Genomic DNA, 16637 nt, shown 5'->3' with positions numbered 1-16637 from the left:
TCTGTTTACTCCTTCAGCTTCACGCCCTGATCCAGCAGCCACTGTCTGGCCTCCCGCGTATTGGTATGGATGAGATAGCCCCGCTCCTCCATCTCCCGGATGGTGGAGTCCACCCCCAGGAGCATAGCCTGGTCCAGGTCGGTGTAGGCCAGCTTCCGCAGCTCCTCCACCCCGTCAAAATCCCGGTTCGGCTCTATGTAGTCCGCCATATACAGGACCTTGTCCAGCAGGGTCATATCCGCCTTGCCGGTGGTGTGCCAGAAAATGGCCTCGTATACCTCATCAGGTTCCCCAAAAACATACTTGGCAATACATGCCCCTGTCTTGGAGTGAAGCAGTTTTACCGCCTGGCGCTCCAAGCTGTCTAATTCAATACCATATTTCTCACACAAATGCAACTGGTCCTCCAGGCCCAGGTATTTGGTGCAATCGTGCAAAATAGCGGCGTGGCGGGCCAGCTCCGGGTCGGCGCCCCAGAATTTGGCCAGCTTGACCGCCTCCTCCTCCACCCCCATCACGTGGGCCACCCGCTTGTGGCGGATCATGGAGTAGGAGCAGGCCCGCAGCTCGGGCAGGTCCAGGCACTTTAAATGCACCTGGGTGCCGTACAAGTGATTCATCAGAATATAGCCGTACACAGAGGGGAGCAGGTACTCCCGCCCCTTCCCCCGGACCAGCAGCTCCCGCAGCTGGGTGGAGGACACATCGATCAGGCCGGGCAGGGTAATGGTCACCACGTCGGCGTGGTACTCCCGGGTCAAAAACTCCCGCTGGGGGGCAAAGACCGCCTCCCCGTCCTGCTCGGTCCGGCCGAAGGCGCAGATCTTGGCCAGCCGCAGGATGGTCTTGGCGTCGTGCCACAGGTGGAGGGTCAGAAACATGTCCGTCCCCATGAGCAGCCACAGCTCCGCCTTGGGGTAGCGGCGGCGCAGCTCCTCCAGCGTCTCGGAGGTGTAGCTCTTTCCCTCCCGCTCCAGCTCCAGGGTGGACACCTCCACCACGCCGGGCAGGTCCATGGCGTCGGCCAGCTTTTCCACCATGGCCAGCCGGTGTTCCTGGGAGGGGGTGTTCTCCGGCAGCGCCTTGTGGGGGGGCACCGCCGCCGGCATGAGCAGCAGCTTATCCAGCTTCAGCGCGTCAATGGCCGTCCGGGCCGCCGCCAGGTGCCCCAGATGGGGCGGGTTGTAGGTTCCCCCGTAAATGCCGATTTTCACTGCGCGTTCCCACCTTTGCTTCAAATTTTGTTTCAGCCGTCAGGGCCGCTTTTTCTTGCCCTCCACCAGAACGATCTTGTCCTTTTTATCCTTCTTGTGGCTTGGACGATATAATACAAATTTTGTTCCGATGACCTGCACCACCTCGCTGCGGGTGAGGGGGGCCAGGGCCTCCGCCGCCTCCCGGGCGGACATGAGGGAATTCTCCAGCACCTTGCCCTTGATGAGCTCCCGGGCCTCCAAAGCGTCGTCGGCCTGCTTCACCAGGTTGTCCCCGATGCCGTCCTTGCCCACGATCAGAATGGTGTCGATGCTGTTGGCCAGGCCCCGCAGCTGGGCGCGCTGTTTGCTTGTCAGTTCTTCCATAATAATTTCTAACTCCTGTAATTTAGTGTGTCGGGCGCCGCCCCATTCTTAATTCTTAATTCTTAATTCTTAACTCCTATCTTCCCCGAGGTACTCCTCCAGCTTGACCTGGAAAGCCTCCAGAGCCTTGCCCCGGTGGGAGATGGCGTTCTTCTCCTCGGGAGAGAGCTGGGCGAAGGTCTTTTTCAGGCTGGGGATGAAGAACACCGGGTCGTACCCGAAGCCGCCCTCCCCCATGGGGGCGAAGGCGATGGTGCCGGGGCACTCCCCCCGGGCGGAGAGCACGTCCCCGTTGGGGAAGCAGCAGGTGATGACGGACACGAACTTGGCCGTCCGCGGGGTCTGCCCCCGCATGTTCTCCAGCAGCAGGCGGTAGCGGCCGGCGTCGTCCAGCCCCTCCCCGCCGTAGCGGGCGGAGTACACCCCGGGCGCTCCGTTGAGGGCATCCACGCACAGCCCGGAGTCGTCGGCGATGGCGGGCATGCCGCTGGCCTCCATGACGGCCCTGGCCTTCAGCAGGGAGTTCTCCTCGAAGGTGGCGCCGGTCTCCTCCACCTCCACGTCCACCCCGGCCTCCGCCTCGGAGCAGACCTGAATCCCCAGGTGGGACAGGATCTCATTCATCTCCACGAGTTTTTTCTGATTTTTGCTGGCCAGTACCAGTTTCATTCCGCAGCGCTCCCTTCTTTTGCCTCCGCCAGACGGTCCAGCCGGCGGTTGCGGCAGGTTAAAACGATGTCGGTGCTCACCATCAGCACATCCAGGATGTAGACCGCCAGCACATAGGTGACGTTTCCGCCAATAAATTTCCCCGCGATGCCGAAGAGATAGCCCACCACCACGCAGATTTCAAACTGGAGGCTCTTTCCCTTGGCGGTCCGGGATTTCAGGGATTTGGCGATGTTGAAGGGCCAGGAAATCCCAAAACAAATCAGCATGATCGCTTCAAATGCCTGAGCCACGACTCCCTCTCCCCCTTCTTCTTACTCCAATACGCTCTTCTGGATGGCCTGGAGCTCCTGAATACCTTTGGCACACAGCTCCACCAGCTTCTGCTGCTCGGCCAGGGTGAAGGGGCGGCCCTCGCCGGTGCCCTGGATCTCGATGAGGCGGCCCTGGTCGTCCATGACGCAGTTCAGATCCACCATGGCGGAGGAGTCCTCCTCATAGCACAGGTCCAGCATGGGCACGTCGTCCACCACGCCGGCGGAGACGGCGGCCACCATCCCGCTCACCGGCCAGGCGTTCAGCTGCCCGGCCTTCTGCATCTTCTGAAAGGCCAGGATCATGGCCACATAGCCCCCGGTGATGGAGGCGGTGCGGGTGCCCCCGTCCCCCTGGAGCACGTCGCAGTCGATGGTCACGTTCCAGGGGCCCAGCTTCTTCCGGTCCACCACCGAGCGCAGGGCCCGGCCGATGAGCCGCTGGATCTCGGCGGAGCGGCCGCTGAGCTTCAGCTTGGAGATGTCCCGGCGGGACCGCTCCCGGTTGGCCCGGGGGAGCATGGAGTACTCGGCGGTGACCCAGCCCTCCCCCTCGGGGACGTGGCGGGGCGGCCGGTCCTCCACGCTGGCGGTGCACAGCACATGAGTATTGCCGCAGCGGATCAGGCAGGAGCCCTCCGCAAACTTGTTTACATTGGGAATGATCTCCACCGGCCGAAGCTGGTCGTTGGCTCTTCCGTCCATACGTGGCATGGCAAAAACTTCCTCTCTCGAATTGATTTTTCTTATTGTACCACAGGTTCCACCGGAAATGTTTGGATAGTATGTGAATTGACCCTTTAAATTTTTCTTAACTTAGTCAAAGGCCGCCATCAGAAGATATTCAGCAGCACGTTGATGACCAGCAATGCCGCGGTCATGCCAAATCCTCTGAGATTGTCTTTCCGCTGTGCCTCCGGCACATCGCCCCAAAACTTGAAATACTTGAGTTTCATGGTCCCGGACTGAAACCGGGTCCACAGCCAAATGACTACCCAGGCCACCAACAGCCCGAACCAAAGATTTTCCTGCGTCACGTTGTGTCTCCTCTCATTTTCCATTGATTGATCTTCCAGGCGGCCAGGAGGCGGCGTGCGGCCTCCTCACAAATTCCCATCGGGACCATACAGCGACGTTTGTCTGAACGCCCCTCAATCCACCAGCCAGAACAGCAGGCCGAGCCCTATCAGAGCAAGTATGACGGCAAACCCCATCAGGTTGTTCCGGCGCTGCTCCGGGGTCACATCCTTTCCCCACAGCTTAAAGTCCTGGAGGCGGATTTTCCCTCCCTGGGCGCGAAATCGAACTACTTGAATGATCAAGAGCAATACAACAACATCGTACCAATCCATTCCGCTTCCTCCCAACAGAAGCATCCGCTCCCGTCCCCGGCAAATTGTCAATTGTCCATTGTCAATTCAAATAAGCGCTTCCGCAAACTCCATGGCATCAAAGGGCTTTAAATCGTCCACGCCCAAACAAACTTTGTTTGTTTGGGGGCCCATTTTATTCAAATCCTCGGGCGGAATGAATCCGCCCTGCGGCAAGGTTTTGCCTTCGGCAAAACGCTTGGACGGCGCAAGCGCCGGGCCGCCTGCGGCGGCTGAGGGCGTGGACGACTTGCTTTTCAACATATTCTGTTAAATCAGGGCCTCCGCGAACTCCATGGCATCGAAGGGCTTTAAATCGTCCACGCCCTCGCCCACGCCGGCGTACTTGACGGGCACGCCCAGTTCCCTGGCGATGGCGATGGCAATGCCCCCCTTGGCGGTGCCGTCCAGCTTGGTGAGGACGATGCCGGTGATGCCGGCGGCCTCTTTGAACTGCTTGGCCTGGATGAGGCCGTTCTGCCCCGTGGTGGCGTCCAGCACCAGCAGGGTCTCCCGGGCGCAGCCGGGCAGCTCCCGGTCGATGACCCGGGAAATCTTATTCAGCTCGTTCATCAGGTTCTGCTTGTTGTGGAGGCGGCCGGCGGTGTCCACCAGCATCACGTCGGTGTTCCGGGCCTTGGCGGCGGTGGCCGCGTCAAAGACCACGGCGGCGGGGTCGGCCCCCTCGTGCTGCTTGACGATCTCCACCCCGGCCCGCTCCGCCCAGATGGTGAGCTGGTCGGCGGCGGCGGCCCGGAAGGTGTCGGCGGCGCAGAAGAGGACTTTTTTCCGCTCCCGGCGCAGCTGATAGCCGATCTTGCCGATGGTGGTGGTCTTGCCCACCCCGTTCACCCCGATGAACAGCACCACCGAGGGCCGGGTGGACAGGTCCAGCGCCGGGTCCCCCGCGTTCAGGGCGTCAGCCACACACCGGCACATGCAGGCGCGGGCCTCCTCTATCGTCTTGATGCGCTCGTCCTTCACCCGGCGGCGCAGCTCCTCCACCAGCTCCAGGGCGGTGTCCATCCCCGTGTCCGCCAGGATCAGGGACTCCTCCAGTTCGTCGTAGAAGTCGTCGGTGAGCTCCGAGCCGAAGCTGGAAAAAATGTTGATCTTTTTCAGTTTGTCAAAAAAGCCCATGGTCTCGTTCCTTCCTCAAAAAATGGTGTTCTCTGTGCCGCACACCGGGCACTTGGGATAGTCGCAGTCATAGCGCACGCCGCAGTTCGGACAGGTCACCTGGGCCAGGTCACCCGCCGGACCCTCGTCCTGCTCCTCAAAGGCGTCCCCCTTGAAAAACTCCAGCTTCCCGCAGCCGGAGCACTGGAGGATGGCCACATCCAGGGCTCCGGCCAGCAGATTGCCCCAGTCCCCGGTAATCCATCCGGTCTTTCCCAGTTGTAGATTTTCCCTCCTCAGAAATTTCAGCGTCTGCCCGCAGCGCAGGCATTTCATCGTCTTTTCCATAAATTTTCCTCCTACGCCTCAACCTGCTCCCCGCAGTAGGGACAGAACTGGCCCCACTGGAAGGAGGAGGGCAGGCCCTCGCCGCAGAAGGGGCAGAAGCTGGGGGCGGGCTGGGAGGAGCCGGCATCCTCCGGCATGGAAGAAGCCCCCGGCTCCTGAACCGGCTGGCTTCCGTCTCCGTCCGCCTGGGCGCTCTGGCTGGAGGAGACGCCGCCATGCCGGGCGCTTACCATCCCCAGCCCGGCAAATACCGCCTGCACCCCGATTACACAGACGATCAGCAGGGCAACCATCCCCACAACGGATAAAATTGCGCGCTTTCTCTTGTCATTCATGGCTGTCTCTCCCGTTCTTCCTGGTAATACTCGTCCTGTGTCCATCGGGCGGGGTTTTGGTCGATGTAGGTCCAGTGGGTCAAAAAATCGTTGTCGTCCCGGATGATGTGGTCGTGGTAGCCGGATTGCCAAAGCTTTGCCCCAGGTTGTCCAATCATCCCATTCCACCGCCGCGTTGTCAATGATTTCAACGTCCCCAGGACCTGCATCAACGTAGGGCGGGGGCTTGCCCCCGCCGTATCTTCTTGCAGGCAGATCAATGCATGAATATGATTGGGCATGATCACATATTTTTCTATCCAAACAGACGGATATCGTACCATAAGGGCCGTCAATTCTTCTTCCACCAGCCTGCCGCATGCGGTGAGCCGGGGGGCGGCGGGGGCAAGCCCCCGCCCTACCATTTCCGCCCCTACGACACGCGGCAGCACAATTTGCGACAAGATACACCTGCGATTTTGAGTGCAGATGGTCACAAAATATATGCCATTCCGGCTGTAATCATAATTTTTCAGCCGCACGTGCTTTCGCTTGGGATAATCCACATTCATCCCCGCCTCACCTGATATTCAGTTCTTTTTCCACATCGTTCAGGTTGATGGTCAACATGCGGGACACGCCCTGCTCCTTCGTCGACGCAAAGTTCACTCCGCTCCCAACGCCCTGGCGGGCATTGGTCGCTCCATTTCCTTGCGTCTCCTCTCCCCACCCGACCCGCTGCGCTGGGCTCGGGCGGGGGCCCCGCATGCAGGAGCAGGGATCGTCTTCTTTATCGAATATTCAGCTCTTTTTCCACATCATTGAGGTTAATGGTGAGCATGCGGGACACGCCCTGCTCCTGCATGGTCACGCCATACAAAACGTCGGCCTCCTCCATGGTGCCGCGGCGGTGGGTGATGACGATGAACTGGGTCTTATCGGACATGGAGCGCATATACCGGGCGAAGCGGACCACGTTGTTGTCGTCCAGGGCGGCCTCGATCTCGTCCATGACCACGAAGGGGGTGGGGCGCACCTTCAGAATGGCGAAATACAGGGCAATGGCCACGAAGGCCTTCTCCCCGCCGGACAGGAGGGAGAGCACCTTCAGCGCCTTCCCGGGGGGCTGCACCTTGATCTCGATGCCGCAGTTGAGGATGTCATCCGGGTCCTCCAGCTCCAGGGCGGCCCGGCCGCCGCCGAAGAGCTCCTGGAAGGTCTGCTGGAACGCCTGGTTGATGTTCTCAAACTCCCGGGCGAAGATGGTCTTCATCTCCCCGGTGATCTGGGCGATCACGTCCTCCAGCTCCTTCTTGGCGGTCTCCACGTCGTCCCGCTGGTCGGTGAGGTAGGTGTACCGCTCGTTGATCCGCTGGAACTCCTCGATGGCCCCCACGTTCACATTGCCCAGGGCGGAGATGTGCTTTTTCAGCTCGGCGATGCGGCGGCTGGCCTTGGGCGCCGACTCGATCTCCACCCGCTGGAGCTTGGCCGCCTCGTGGGAGAGCTCGTAGGTCTCCCACAGCTTGTCCAGCAGCTGCTTCTCCTCCAGGGAGGCGGCCACCTTTTTCTGCTCCAGGCGGGAGGCCTCGCCGCTGATGGCCAGCAGCTCCTTGTTCTTCTCCTGGCCCTCCCGGGTGGCCTTCACCCGTTCTCCCTCCAAGCTCAGCTTCTCCTGGTTCAGCCGGGCGATGGTCTGGTTTTGTTCCTCGTTCTCCCGGCGCAGCTGGGCCAGGCGGGCCTCCTTCTCCCCGATCTCCCGGGTGAAGGCCTCGTTTTTCTCCTCATAGTCGCCGATGAGGGCCCGGCTCTGCTCCTGATCCCCGGCGATGTCGCTGCGTAAGCTCTCCAGCTCCTCCAGCCCTTTGCTGGTGGCCTCCCGCTCCGCCTCCAGGGCGGCCAGGGCGGCGTTCAGCTCGGAGAGCTCCTGGGTCAGCTTCAAGGACCGCTCCTGCAGGTCGCTCTGGCCCCTGGCCTTGCCCTCCGCCTCGCTCTTCAGGGCGGCGGCTTCCCCCTCCAGCTCCTGGATGCGTCCCCGGGCGGCCTGGGTGTCCTTCTCAATCTCCTGGGAGCGCTGTTTCAGCTGCTCCAGTTCGGCCCGCTGGCCCTCCTGTTGGCGCTCCAGGTCGGAGAGGACGCTCTTGCACAGGTTCTGTTCTCCCTGGGCCTTCAGAATGGCGTCCTCCCACTCTCGCAGCTGGCCCTGGGCGGTCTCCATCTCATAGGAGGCGGCCTCCGCCTCCCGGCTGGCGCTCTCCAGGTCCCGGGCGGCCTGGGCAAGCTGCTCCTTCAGCCCCTGGGCCTGGGTATTCAGCCGCTCCAACTCGTTGGCCCGGCTCAGGATACCCGCCGAGCGGCTGGCGGAGCCGCCGGTCATGGAGCCCCCGGGGTTGAGCACCTGTCCGTCCAGCGTGACGATGCGGAACTTATAGCCGTACTTCCGGGCGGCGGCGATGGCCGCGTCCAGGTCCTCCATCACCACCACCCGGCCCAGCAGGTTGGAGAACACATTCCGGTACCTGGGGTCGAACTTCACCAGCTGGTCGGCCACCCCCACAAAGCCGGGCTCCCGCTGGAGGCTGCCCGCCTCCCGCAGGTCGTAGGGCCGGATGGAGCTCAGGGGCAGGATGGTGGCCCGGCCGCCGTCCCGGCGCTTTAAATACTGGATGACGGCCTTGCCGTCCTCCTCCCGGTCCACCACGATGTTCTGCATGGCGCCCCCCAGGGCGGTCTCGATGGCCACGGTGTACAGGTCGGGCACGTGGATGAGCCCGGCCACCGGCCCGTGGATGTTCCGGAGGCTGCCCCGGTCGGCCTCCCCCATCACCAGCTTCACCGCCTTGGAGTAGCCCTCCCGGTCCTTCTCCATCTCGGTGAGCATTTTAATGCGGGAGGCCAGGGCGTTCTCATCCATCCGCAGGCGGGTGTGGCGCTCCTGGGCCTGGGCGGCCTTCTTTTTCCGGCTCTCCAGCCGCAGGGAGTAGCCGGAGATCACGTTCTGGACGCTGTCCCGCTCCTCCCGGGCCTGCTTCAGCTTCTTGTCCGCCTTCCCCAGGTCGGTGCGGGCAAAGTCCAGCCGCTCCTCCAGACCGCGCAGCTCCTGGCGCACCGCCTCGTCCCGGTCCAGCACCTCCTGGGCGGCGGCGGCCAGGGCGGAGAGGAGAGCCTTGGCCTGGTGGGCGTCGGCGGTCTTGGTGGCCTCCTGCCCCCGCAGCGCCTCCAGCTCCTGGGCCAGGGTGCCGGCCGTGCGTAAAGCCTCCTGGGCCTTCTGGTTCTGCTCCTCCGCCCGGCGGCGGGTGTCGGTCAGCTGCTTCTCGATCTCGCTCAGCCGGGCGGCGCGCTCGGCGATCTGCCCGGATAAACTGTCCTGGCGGCCCTCCCGCTGCTCCAGTTCCTCCCGGATGCGGGCGGTGTTCTCCAGGTTGTGCTGGATGCTGCTCTTGAGCACGGCCACCGACGACTCCAGCTCCCGGATGGTGGCCTCCCGGCTCTGGATGGCGAAGCGCAGCTGGTCGGCCTGAACCTCCTTGTCCCGCATCTGCTCGGAGAGTTTTTCCGCCTGGGCGAAGCGCTCCTCCACGGCACGCTCGGCCTCCTCCTTCTGGCGGACAGCCTCTTTATAATCGGTCTCCAGCTTGATGTTGTTCACCCGGATGCGCTCCAGGGTGTCCAGCCACACGGAGATTTCCAGCCCCCGCAGCTCGTCCCGGAGCACCAGGTACTTCTTGGCCTTCTCGCTCTGCTCCCGGAGGGGCTCCACCTGGAGCTCCAGCTCGGCAATCTTGTCGTTGATGCGCACCAGGTTCTCGTCGGTGCGCTCCAGCTTCCGCTCGGCCTCCTCCTTCCGGTGGCGGTAGCGGGAGATACCGGCGGCCTCCTCAAAGACCTCCCGGCGGTCGGAGGATTTCACCGACAAGATCTCGTCGATCTTGCCCTGGCCGATGATGGAGTAGCCCTCCCGGCCCAGGCCCGTGTCCATGAACAGCTCGTTGATGTCCTTGAGGCGGACGGAACGGCGGTTGATGTAGTACTCGCTCTCCCCGGAGCGGTAGTACCGGCGGGTCACCATGACCTCGCTCTCCTCCAGGTCAAAGAGGTGGGTGGTGTTGTCCAGCACCAGGGAGACCTCCGCATAGCCGGTCTGCTTGCGCTGAGCCGTACCGCCGAAGATCACGTCCTCCATCTTGCCCCCCCGGAGGGTGCGGGTGGACTGTTCCCCCATCACCCAGCGGATGGCGTCGGAGATGTTGGACTTGCCCGAGCCGTTGGGGCCCACGATGGCGGTGATGTCCTCGCCGAAGGTGAGCACCGTCTTGTCCGGGAAGGATTTAAACCCCTGGATCTCCAGCGCTTTAAGGTACATAAGCACACCTCTCCCTTTTCCTGTCCTTGCAATTTCTCTCCCCCGGGGCGCGGCGGTCTCTCCCCTCCGCCCGCCCCGGTATTTCAGAAAGTATGAAGCATTTTATTGTACCACACCGCCCCTCCCTTTTCAAGGCGGCAGATGCCCTCCGGCCGCAGATGCGGGTCCGGCCGTCTTTCCCAGCAGAGAGCCCGGAGGACACAGCTGTCTCTCCGGGCTTCGGGAATCTCTGATTGGGATGCTCTTCTAATGACGGCGGAAGCGGGATTTATGCCCCGTCTCCCCTCTCCCCCCGCAGCAGCAGGAAAAACACCGCCAGCAGCGGCACACAGGCCAGCAGCGCCGTCCGCTGGGCCAGAAGCGGGCTCGCCAGGCCGCTGACCACCGCCCCCAGGATAAAGCAGGTAATCAGGCCGTAGTAGACCCTGATCTTGGGGGGCGCCTTGGGCTCCCGGCGGGACAGCCAGTGGAACAGGTTTTCCGTCCCGCTGCGCAGATTTCCGGTACACATGGTGGTGACGCAGCCGTACCCCTGGATGTTGCGGAAGGACTCCACCTGGAGGGCGCTGGCGAAGGAGATGATAATGTTGGCCAGCGGGTCCAGCGGTCCCACGGGGAGCGCCGAGACCACCAGAATGGCCACGCACTCGGCCAGCAGCAGGGGCAGCCGCCAGTGGAGCCGCTGCGGACGCCCCTCCCCGGGGTCACAGCGGCGGCGGACCCACTCGGCGGCCAGGATACCGGCGGTGAAGGCCAGCACGGGCAGCAGATAGTGCAGCGCGCCGCTCCAGTTCTGCTGGGCCAGATTGATCCCCATCAGGACGATGTTGCCCGTCTCCGCCGTGGCGAACACCTCGCCCCGGTTCAAGTAGCTGTACGCATCCAGCAGTCCGCCGGTGAGGGCCAGCAGAAACCCCACCGTCAGGGACTCCGAGGGTTGAAAAAGTTTCATGGAACCGACCTCCAGAAGATGTTGCAGGTTACAGAATAGCACATTTTTCTCCGGCCCGCAACGAAAATCCGGAACTGCGGCCATCTGGATTTTTTGGCCCCCTCTTGAGCCCCGGCCCGGCGTCTGGTATAATAAAGCAAACAACCGTTCGAGAAAGGAGCTGGCACCGCCATGACCGATCTGCTCCAGGGCCTCAACCCGGCCCAGCGGGAGGCCGTCACCGCCACCGAGGGGTTTGTCCGGGTGGTGGCCGGGGCGGGCTCCGGCAAGACCCGGGCCCTCACCCACCGCTTCGCCTACCTGGTGAACGAGCTGGGCATCCTGCCGGGGAATATTCTGTGCGTCACCTTCACCAATAAGTCGGCGGGTGAGATGCGCCAGCGCATCCACGCCCTCACCGGGGACAACGACACCGGCTATATCAACACCTTCCACGGCTTCTGCGTCTCCGTCCTCCAGGAGGACAGCCATGCGGTCCAGTACCCCAGGAGTTTCCTGGTGCTGGACAACTCGGACATTGACGCCATGCTCCAGATCATCTATGAGGAGCGGGGGCTCACCCTCCGGGACATGACCTTCTCCGCCGCCCGGGACATGATCGAGATTCAGAAGCTGTTCCAGCGGCCCGACTACTACCGGGACCTGACCGCCCTGTCCCTGGACGCGCTGAAGGAGAAGTACGACCGGGCCGTCTCCCCCGCGGACATCATCTTTTACGGCTATCTGTACCAGGAGAAGAAGTGCTTCGGCCTGGACTACAACGACCTGATCAAATTCTCCCTGTACATCTTTCAGACGCACCCGGACATCAAGCTCAAGTGGCAGCAGCGGCTGGAGTACATCATGATCGACGAGTTTCAGGACATCGACCAGCTCCAGTATGAGCTCATGGAGGTGCTGTGCGGCTACCACAAAAATCTGTTCATCGTGGGCGACCCGGACCAGACCATTTACACCTGGCGTGGGGCCAACGTGAAGTACCTGCTGGAGTTTGACCAGAAGTTCCCAGACGCCCGCACCATCTTCCTGCTGGACAACTACCGCTCCACCCCGGAGATTTTGGCGGCGGCCAACTCCCTCATCTCCAAAAATCAGAACCGCATCCCCAAGGAGCTGCGGCCCACCCGCCCCTCCGGCCCCCCGGTGCTGTGCCAGTTCGCGGAGAGCCAGGAGCAGGAGGCCCGGTGGATGGTCTCAGAGATGAAGGCCCTCCACGGCCAGGGGGTGCCCTACCGGGACATGACCGTCCTCTACCGGGCCCACTATGTGACCCGGACGGTGGAGCAGGTGCTGCTGGAGGAGAAGCTGCCCTACACCATTTACAGCGGGGTGCAGTTCTTCCAGCGCGCCGAGATCAAGGACGCCCTGTCCTACCTGCGGATGATCGTCTACCGGGACGACCTCTCCTTCCGGCGGGTGGCCAACGTGCCCAAGCGGAACCTGGGCAAGCGGCGGATGGCCTTCCTGGAGGAGTACGCCCAAAAACACGGGTGCACCCTGTACCAGGCCCTCACCGACAGCCTGGAGGACCCCGTCTTCAAGGGCACCAAAGCCGCCGCCTTCACCTCCCTGGTGGAGCTCTTCTCCGCCGGGTACGAAAACCGGCCCATCTCCGAGGTGCTCTCCGCCCTGCTCAACGAGAGCGGCTATGAGGCCATGCTCCGCACCGAGGGCAGCCAGGAGCGGCTGGACAACCTGGCGGAGCTGAAACAGTCCATCTATGAGTATGAGACCACCTGCGGCGAGGAGAGCACCCTGGAGCACTATCTCTCCCACGTGGCCCTGTTCACCAACGCCGACGCCGGGGAGCCGGGGGACAAGGTGAAGCTGATGACCGTCCACGCCGCCAAGGGGCTGGAGTTCCCCTACGTGTTCCTGTGCGGGATGAACGAGGGGATCTTCCCCTCCCGGAAGGTGCGCACCCTCCCGGGGATGGAGGAGGAGCGGCGGCTGGCCTTTGTGGCCTTCACCCGGGCGGAGAGGGGCCTCTACCTGTCCGAGGCGGACGGACGGAACTTTGACGGCTCCCCCCGCTACCCCTCCCGGTTCCTGCTGGACATCGACCCCGGCCTGCTCGCCTTCCCCCAGGAGCCCCAGGAGGGGCTCATCCGGGATGCCCGGAGCTACATCGACCACAGCCTGCGGCATCTGCCCGAGACGGACCAGACCGGCCGCTTCTCCCCGGGGCAGCGGGTGGAGCACGCCATGTTCGGCCCGGGCACCGTTCTGGAGGTGGATCTGGACCGGAGGGCCTACTCCGTCCAGTTCGACGCCATGGAGACCCCCCGGAAGATCTCCTTCCGGGCCCGTCTGGACCGCCTGCCCCCAGAATAAGATCGCAAAAAAGACCGCCGTAGTCGTAAACCACGGCGGTCCTTTTTATACGGTGCAGAAGCCGGCCCAGCGGCCCCCTTTAGTACATCAGGTTCTTCTCAGTCTGGGGGTCAAACAGGTGGACCAGCTCAGGACGGAAGGTGAAGTGGATGTCGGTGCCGTAGGGGATGCCGCTGCGGTGCTCGGCGGGCAGCTCCACGGTGGGGATGCGCAGCACCACGTCCCGGCCCACGGCGTTGACATGGAGGTACACCTCGCTGCCCATCATCTCGGACACGTCCACCTTGCTGGCGATGGTGTGGCTTCCGGGGGTGGTGGCAAAGGAGATGTGCTCGGGGCGGATGCCCACCACCACGGCCTGATCGCCCGCTCCCCGCTGGGACAGGCGCTCCTGGGCCTCGTCGGCCAGGACGATGGCGGCCTCGCCCACCTGGATCTGGTACTTGCCGTCCTTCTTGGACAGCTGGCCGTCAAAGAAGTTCATCTGGGGGGAGCCGATGAAGCCGGCCACGAACAGGTTGGCGGGCTGGTCAAAGACCTCCTGGGGGGTGCCGATCTGCTGAATGAAGCCGTCCTTCATAATGACGATGCGGTCGCCCAGGGTCATGGCCTCGGTCTGGTCGTGGGTGACGTAGACGAAGGTGGTGTCGATGCGCTGACGCAGCTTGATGATCTCGGCGCGCATCTGGTTGCGCAGCTTGGCGTCCAGGTTGGACAGCGGCTCGTCCATGAGGAACACCTTGGGGTCCCGGACGATGGCGCGGCCGATGGCCACGCGCTGGCGCTGGCCGCCGGACAGGGCTTTGGGCTTGCGCTCCAGATACTGGGTGATGTCCAGAATCTCGGCGGCCTCCCGCACCTTCTTGTCGATCTCCTCCTTGGGCACCTTGCGCAGCTTCAGGGCGAAGGCCATGTTCTCATACACGGTCATGTGGGGATACAGGGCGTAGCTCTGGAACACCATGGCGATGTCCCGGTCCTTGGGCTCCACGTCGTTCATCCGCTTGCCGCCGATGAGCAGGTCGCCCTCGGAGATGTCCTCCAGGCCGGCGATCATCCGCAGGGTGGTGGACTTGCCGCAGCCGGAGGGGCCTACCAGTACGATGAACTCCTTGTCCGCGATCTCCAGGTTGAAGTCGTGGACGGCGGTCACCTTGTTGTCATAGATTTTCTTTACATTCTTCAGGGATACCGTTGCCATATGCGTGGGCCGTAAGGGCAATGCCTCCGCAAGTACCCTCTCGTCCGGGGAGAGCGAAACTCCCCGGGCTTTACGGCAGGTCTCCACACTGCCGCACCGCCGGCCCGGCGGCTTTTTCCTCCTTTTTGACCGCTCCCCCGCCCTATGAAAATGGAGTAGAGGCGGAGGGCATGAGATTGGGGGTATGCCGGTTTATGCGCCGCGGTCCACCAGCTGGCCGCGGAAAAATACGTCTTTCAGGTTCAGATCCTGGTCCAGGATGGCCAGATTGGCCGTCTTTCCCACATCCAGGCTGCCCAGCCGGTCAAAGATGCCCAGCACCTGGGCAGGGTTCACCGCCGCGGCCCGCACCGCGTCGTGGAGGGGGATGCCGAAGGACACCGCGCTCCTCATGCAGGCCATCAGGTCGGACACAGAGCCGGCCAGGGTGTTGGGGTCGTCCGCCATGGTGGCCCGGTTGCCGTGGACCTCGATCTCCTGGCCCCCGAAGGGGTAGCGGCCGTCGGGCATGCCCGTGGCCCGCAGGGAGTCGGAGATGAGGATGACCCGGTGGGCTCCAAACAGCTGGAACACCGCCCGGACCACCGACGGGTGGATGTGCACCCCGTCGGAGATGAGCTCCACCTTCACCTGGGGGTGGTCGAAGGCCGCCCCCACCACGCCGGGAGCCCGGTGGGTGAAGGGGGGCATGGCGTTGAACAGGTGGGTGGCCTGACGGGCCCCCGCCTCATAGGCGGCGCAGGCGGTGTCGTAGTCCGCCGTGGTGTGGCCCAGGCTGACGGTGATTCCGTCCTCCCGGGCGCTCCGGATAAACTCCAGGGCGCCGGGCTGCTCGGCCGCCAGGGTGACCAGCTTCACCATGCCCTGGGCCGCCTGCTGCAGGCGGTGGAGCATGGCCGGGTCCGGGTCGTGGAGGAAGGCTTCGTTCTGGGCCCCCTTCTTGGCCTTGCACAGGAAGGGTCCCTCCAGGTGGAGGCCCACCAGCTCCGCGCCCCCGGGGTTCTTGGCCCGGTGGGCGGCGGCGTTCTGGCAGATGCGGGTGAGCTGGTCCTCCCCCAGGGTCATGCCCGCCGGGCAGATCTGGGTGACGCCCCGGCTGAGCTCATAGTCGGCCATCTTCTGGAGACCGTCCGGGGTGGCGTCGGAGAAGTCCTCCCCCACGCAGCCGTGGAAATGCAGGTCGGTGAGACCGGGGATCACATAGCAGCCGGACGCGTCATAGGTCTTTCCGCCGGCGCTGCTCTGCTCCAGCTTCTCTCCGTCAAAGCACACGTCCCGGGATACGAAACCCTGTTCCAGGTCAAAGACCTGTCCGCCGGTTATCCGCATACGGGTACACCTGCCTCTTTCAGCTTGGACAGGGCGGCCGTGTCGCCCACCAGGGTCACGTCGGGGTGGAGCTGGAGGACGGAGGCGGGCACCTGGTCGGTGACCGGTCCGGTGACGGCCCTGCACACCGCGTCGGCCTTGTCCTCGCCGCTGACCACCACCAGGATGCGCCGGGCGCCCATGATGCTCTTGATGCCCATGCTCAGAGCCTGGCGGGGCACCTGGTCCCGGCTCTCAAAGAACCGCTGGTTGGCGTCGATGGTGCGCTCGGACAGGCTGACCACGTGGGTGCCCAGGCCGAAGTTGTCCCCCGGCTCGTTGAAGGCGATGTGGCCGTTGTGGCCCATGCCCAGCAGCTGCAAGTCCACGCCCCCCAGCTCCCGGATGAGCTGGTCATAGGCGGCGCACTCGGCGTCGGGGTCCGCGGCCAGGCCGTTGAGCACGTGGGTGTTCTCAGGCTTGATGTCGATATGGTCGAACAGGTTCTGCTGCATGAAATAGCGGTAGCTCTGCTCGTGGGTGGGGGCCAGGCCCAGGTACTCGTCCAGGTTGACGGAGCGGATGCCGGCGAAGCTCAGGTCGCCCTGCTTGTACCACTCCACCAGCTGGCTGTACAGTCCGATGGGGGTGGAGCCGGTGGCCAGGCCCAGAACTCCCTCGGGATTCAAAACGACCTGGGCGGCGATCAGGCTGGCCGCCCGGCGGCTCATGGCGCGGTAGTCCGCACATTCATAAATTCGCATG

At 63.4% G+C, this 16637-nt stretch carries 18 protein-coding genes; 1 reads left to right on the top strand and 17 read right to left on the bottom strand.

Annotated features, from left to right (window positions below; translation table 11 throughout):
• Positions 1–5: 5 nt before the first annotated feature.
• The 14 genes from nadD to B5F19_RS02995 all read right to left on the bottom strand — a co-directional run bounded on the left by nadD (position 6) and on the right by B5F19_RS02995 (position 11029).
• Positions 6–1214, bottom strand: coding sequence for a nicotinate (nicotinamide) nucleotide adenylyltransferase (gene nadD, locus B5F19_RS03065; RefSeq protein WP_087287861.1), 1209 nt, complete (start codon positions 1212–1214; stop codon positions 6–8).
• Between the two features lie 39 nt (positions 1215–1253).
• Complete coding sequence (gene yhbY / locus B5F19_RS03060) at positions 1254–1580, bottom strand: ribosome assembly RNA-binding protein YhbY (protein WP_087287858.1); 327 nt, start codon at positions 1578–1580, stop codon at positions 1254–1256.
• A 69-nt stretch (positions 1581–1649) separates the two neighbouring features.
• Complete coding sequence (locus tag B5F19_RS03055; protein ID WP_087287856.1) at positions 1650–2249, bottom strand: XTP/dITP diphosphatase; 600 nt, start codon at positions 2247–2249, stop codon at positions 1650–1652.
• Positions 2246–2542 (bottom strand): hypothetical protein, encoded by a 297-nt coding sequence (locus B5F19_RS03050; RefSeq protein ID WP_242972678.1) that lies wholly within the window; start codon positions 2540–2542, stop codon positions 2246–2248. Before B5F19_RS03050 ends, B5F19_RS03055 begins: the two co-directional genes overlap by 4 nt.
• 21 nt (positions 2543–2563) lie before the next feature.
• Entirely contained in the window at positions 2564–3277 is a 714-nt protein-coding gene (gene rph / locus B5F19_RS03045; RefSeq protein ID WP_087287854.1) for a ribonuclease PH, read from the bottom strand.
• A gap of 119 nt (positions 3278–3396) precedes the next feature.
• The gene (locus B5F19_RS03040) at positions 3397–3600 is read right to left on the bottom strand and encodes a hypothetical protein (RefSeq protein WP_140394146.1); all 204 of its coding nucleotides are present in this window, start codon (positions 3598–3600) and stop codon (positions 3397–3399) included.
• A 114-nt stretch (positions 3601–3714) separates the two neighbouring features.
• Entirely contained in the window at positions 3715–3915 is a 201-nt protein-coding gene (locus tag B5F19_RS03035; protein ID WP_087287848.1) for a hypothetical protein, read from the bottom strand.
• 66 nt (positions 3916–3981) lie between these two features.
• Positions 3982–4197: a hypothetical protein gene (locus B5F19_RS03030; RefSeq protein ID WP_087287844.1), complete on the bottom strand. Its 216-nt coding sequence runs from the start codon at positions 4195–4197 to the stop codon at positions 3982–3984.
• Between the two features lie 6 nt (positions 4198–4203).
• Positions 4204–5073, bottom strand: coding sequence for a signal recognition particle-docking protein FtsY (ftsY, locus tag B5F19_RS03025; RefSeq protein ID WP_087287841.1), 870 nt, complete (start codon positions 5071–5073; stop codon positions 4204–4206).
• A gap of 15 nt (positions 5074–5088) precedes the next feature.
• Positions 5089–5400 carry a hypothetical protein gene (locus tag B5F19_RS03020; RefSeq protein ID WP_087287839.1) on the bottom strand — a complete coding sequence of 104 codons (312 nt, stop codon included), beginning with the start codon at positions 5398–5400 and terminating at the stop codon, positions 5089–5091.
• A gap of 11 nt (positions 5401–5411) precedes the next feature.
• The gene (locus B5F19_RS03015) at positions 5412–5735 is read right to left on the bottom strand and encodes a hypothetical protein (RefSeq protein WP_087287837.1); all 324 of its coding nucleotides are present in this window, start codon (positions 5733–5735) and stop codon (positions 5412–5414) included.
• Positions 5732–6280, bottom strand: a complete 549-nt coding sequence (locus B5F19_RS03010) for a transposase (RefSeq protein ID WP_162612502.1) — start codon at positions 6278–6280, stop codon at positions 5732–5734. The genes B5F19_RS03015 and B5F19_RS03010 overlap by 4 nt, the downstream gene beginning before the upstream one ends.
• Before the next feature lie 224 nt (positions 6281–6504).
• Positions 6505–10077: a chromosome segregation protein SMC gene (gene smc, locus B5F19_RS03000; protein ID WP_087287829.1), complete on the bottom strand. Its 3573-nt coding sequence runs from the start codon at positions 10075–10077 to the stop codon at positions 6505–6507.
• A 268-nt stretch (positions 10078–10345) separates the two neighbouring features.
• Positions 10346–11029, bottom strand: a complete 684-nt coding sequence (locus tag B5F19_RS02995; RefSeq protein WP_087287826.1) for a YoaK family protein — start codon at positions 11027–11029, stop codon at positions 10346–10348.
• 171 nt (positions 11030–11200) lie between these two features.
• Here B5F19_RS02995 and B5F19_RS02990 point away from each other — a divergent pair, with 171 nt between their 5' ends.
• Positions 11201–13363, top strand: coding sequence for a UvrD-helicase domain-containing protein (locus B5F19_RS02990; RefSeq protein ID WP_087287823.1), 2163 nt, complete (start codon positions 11201–11203; stop codon positions 13361–13363).
• 79 nt (positions 13364–13442) lie between these two features.
• Here the strand turns inward: B5F19_RS02990 and ugpC are convergent, their stop codons facing one another.
• From ugpC to nagB, 3 genes are all read right to left on the bottom strand, one after another.
• Positions 13443–14564 carry a sn-glycerol-3-phosphate ABC transporter ATP-binding protein UgpC gene (gene ugpC, locus B5F19_RS02985; RefSeq protein WP_087287821.1) on the bottom strand — a complete coding sequence of 374 codons (1122 nt, stop codon included), beginning with the start codon at positions 14562–14564 and terminating at the stop codon, positions 13443–13445.
• 192 nt (positions 14565–14756) lie between these two features.
• Positions 14757–15893 carry an N-acetylglucosamine-6-phosphate deacetylase gene (gene nagA / locus B5F19_RS02980; RefSeq protein WP_087287819.1) on the bottom strand — a complete coding sequence of 379 codons (1137 nt, stop codon included), beginning with the start codon at positions 15891–15893 and terminating at the stop codon, positions 14757–14759.
• Positions 15884–16636, bottom strand: a complete 753-nt coding sequence (gene nagB / locus B5F19_RS02975) for a glucosamine-6-phosphate deaminase (RefSeq protein WP_087287815.1) — start codon at positions 16634–16636, stop codon at positions 15884–15886. Before nagB ends, nagA begins: the two co-directional genes overlap by 10 nt.
• Position 16637 lies beyond the last annotated feature (1 nt).

Origin of the sequence: Pseudoflavonifractor sp. An184, from assembly GCF_002160305.1 — a bacterium.
In the GTDB taxonomy this organism is placed as follows: domain Bacteria; phylum Bacillota; class Clostridia; order Oscillospirales; family Oscillospiraceae; genus Lawsonibacter; species Lawsonibacter pullicola.
The sequence above is the reverse complement of the archived record's forward strand: the minus strand, read 5'-3'. Positions and strand labels throughout refer to the sequence as shown.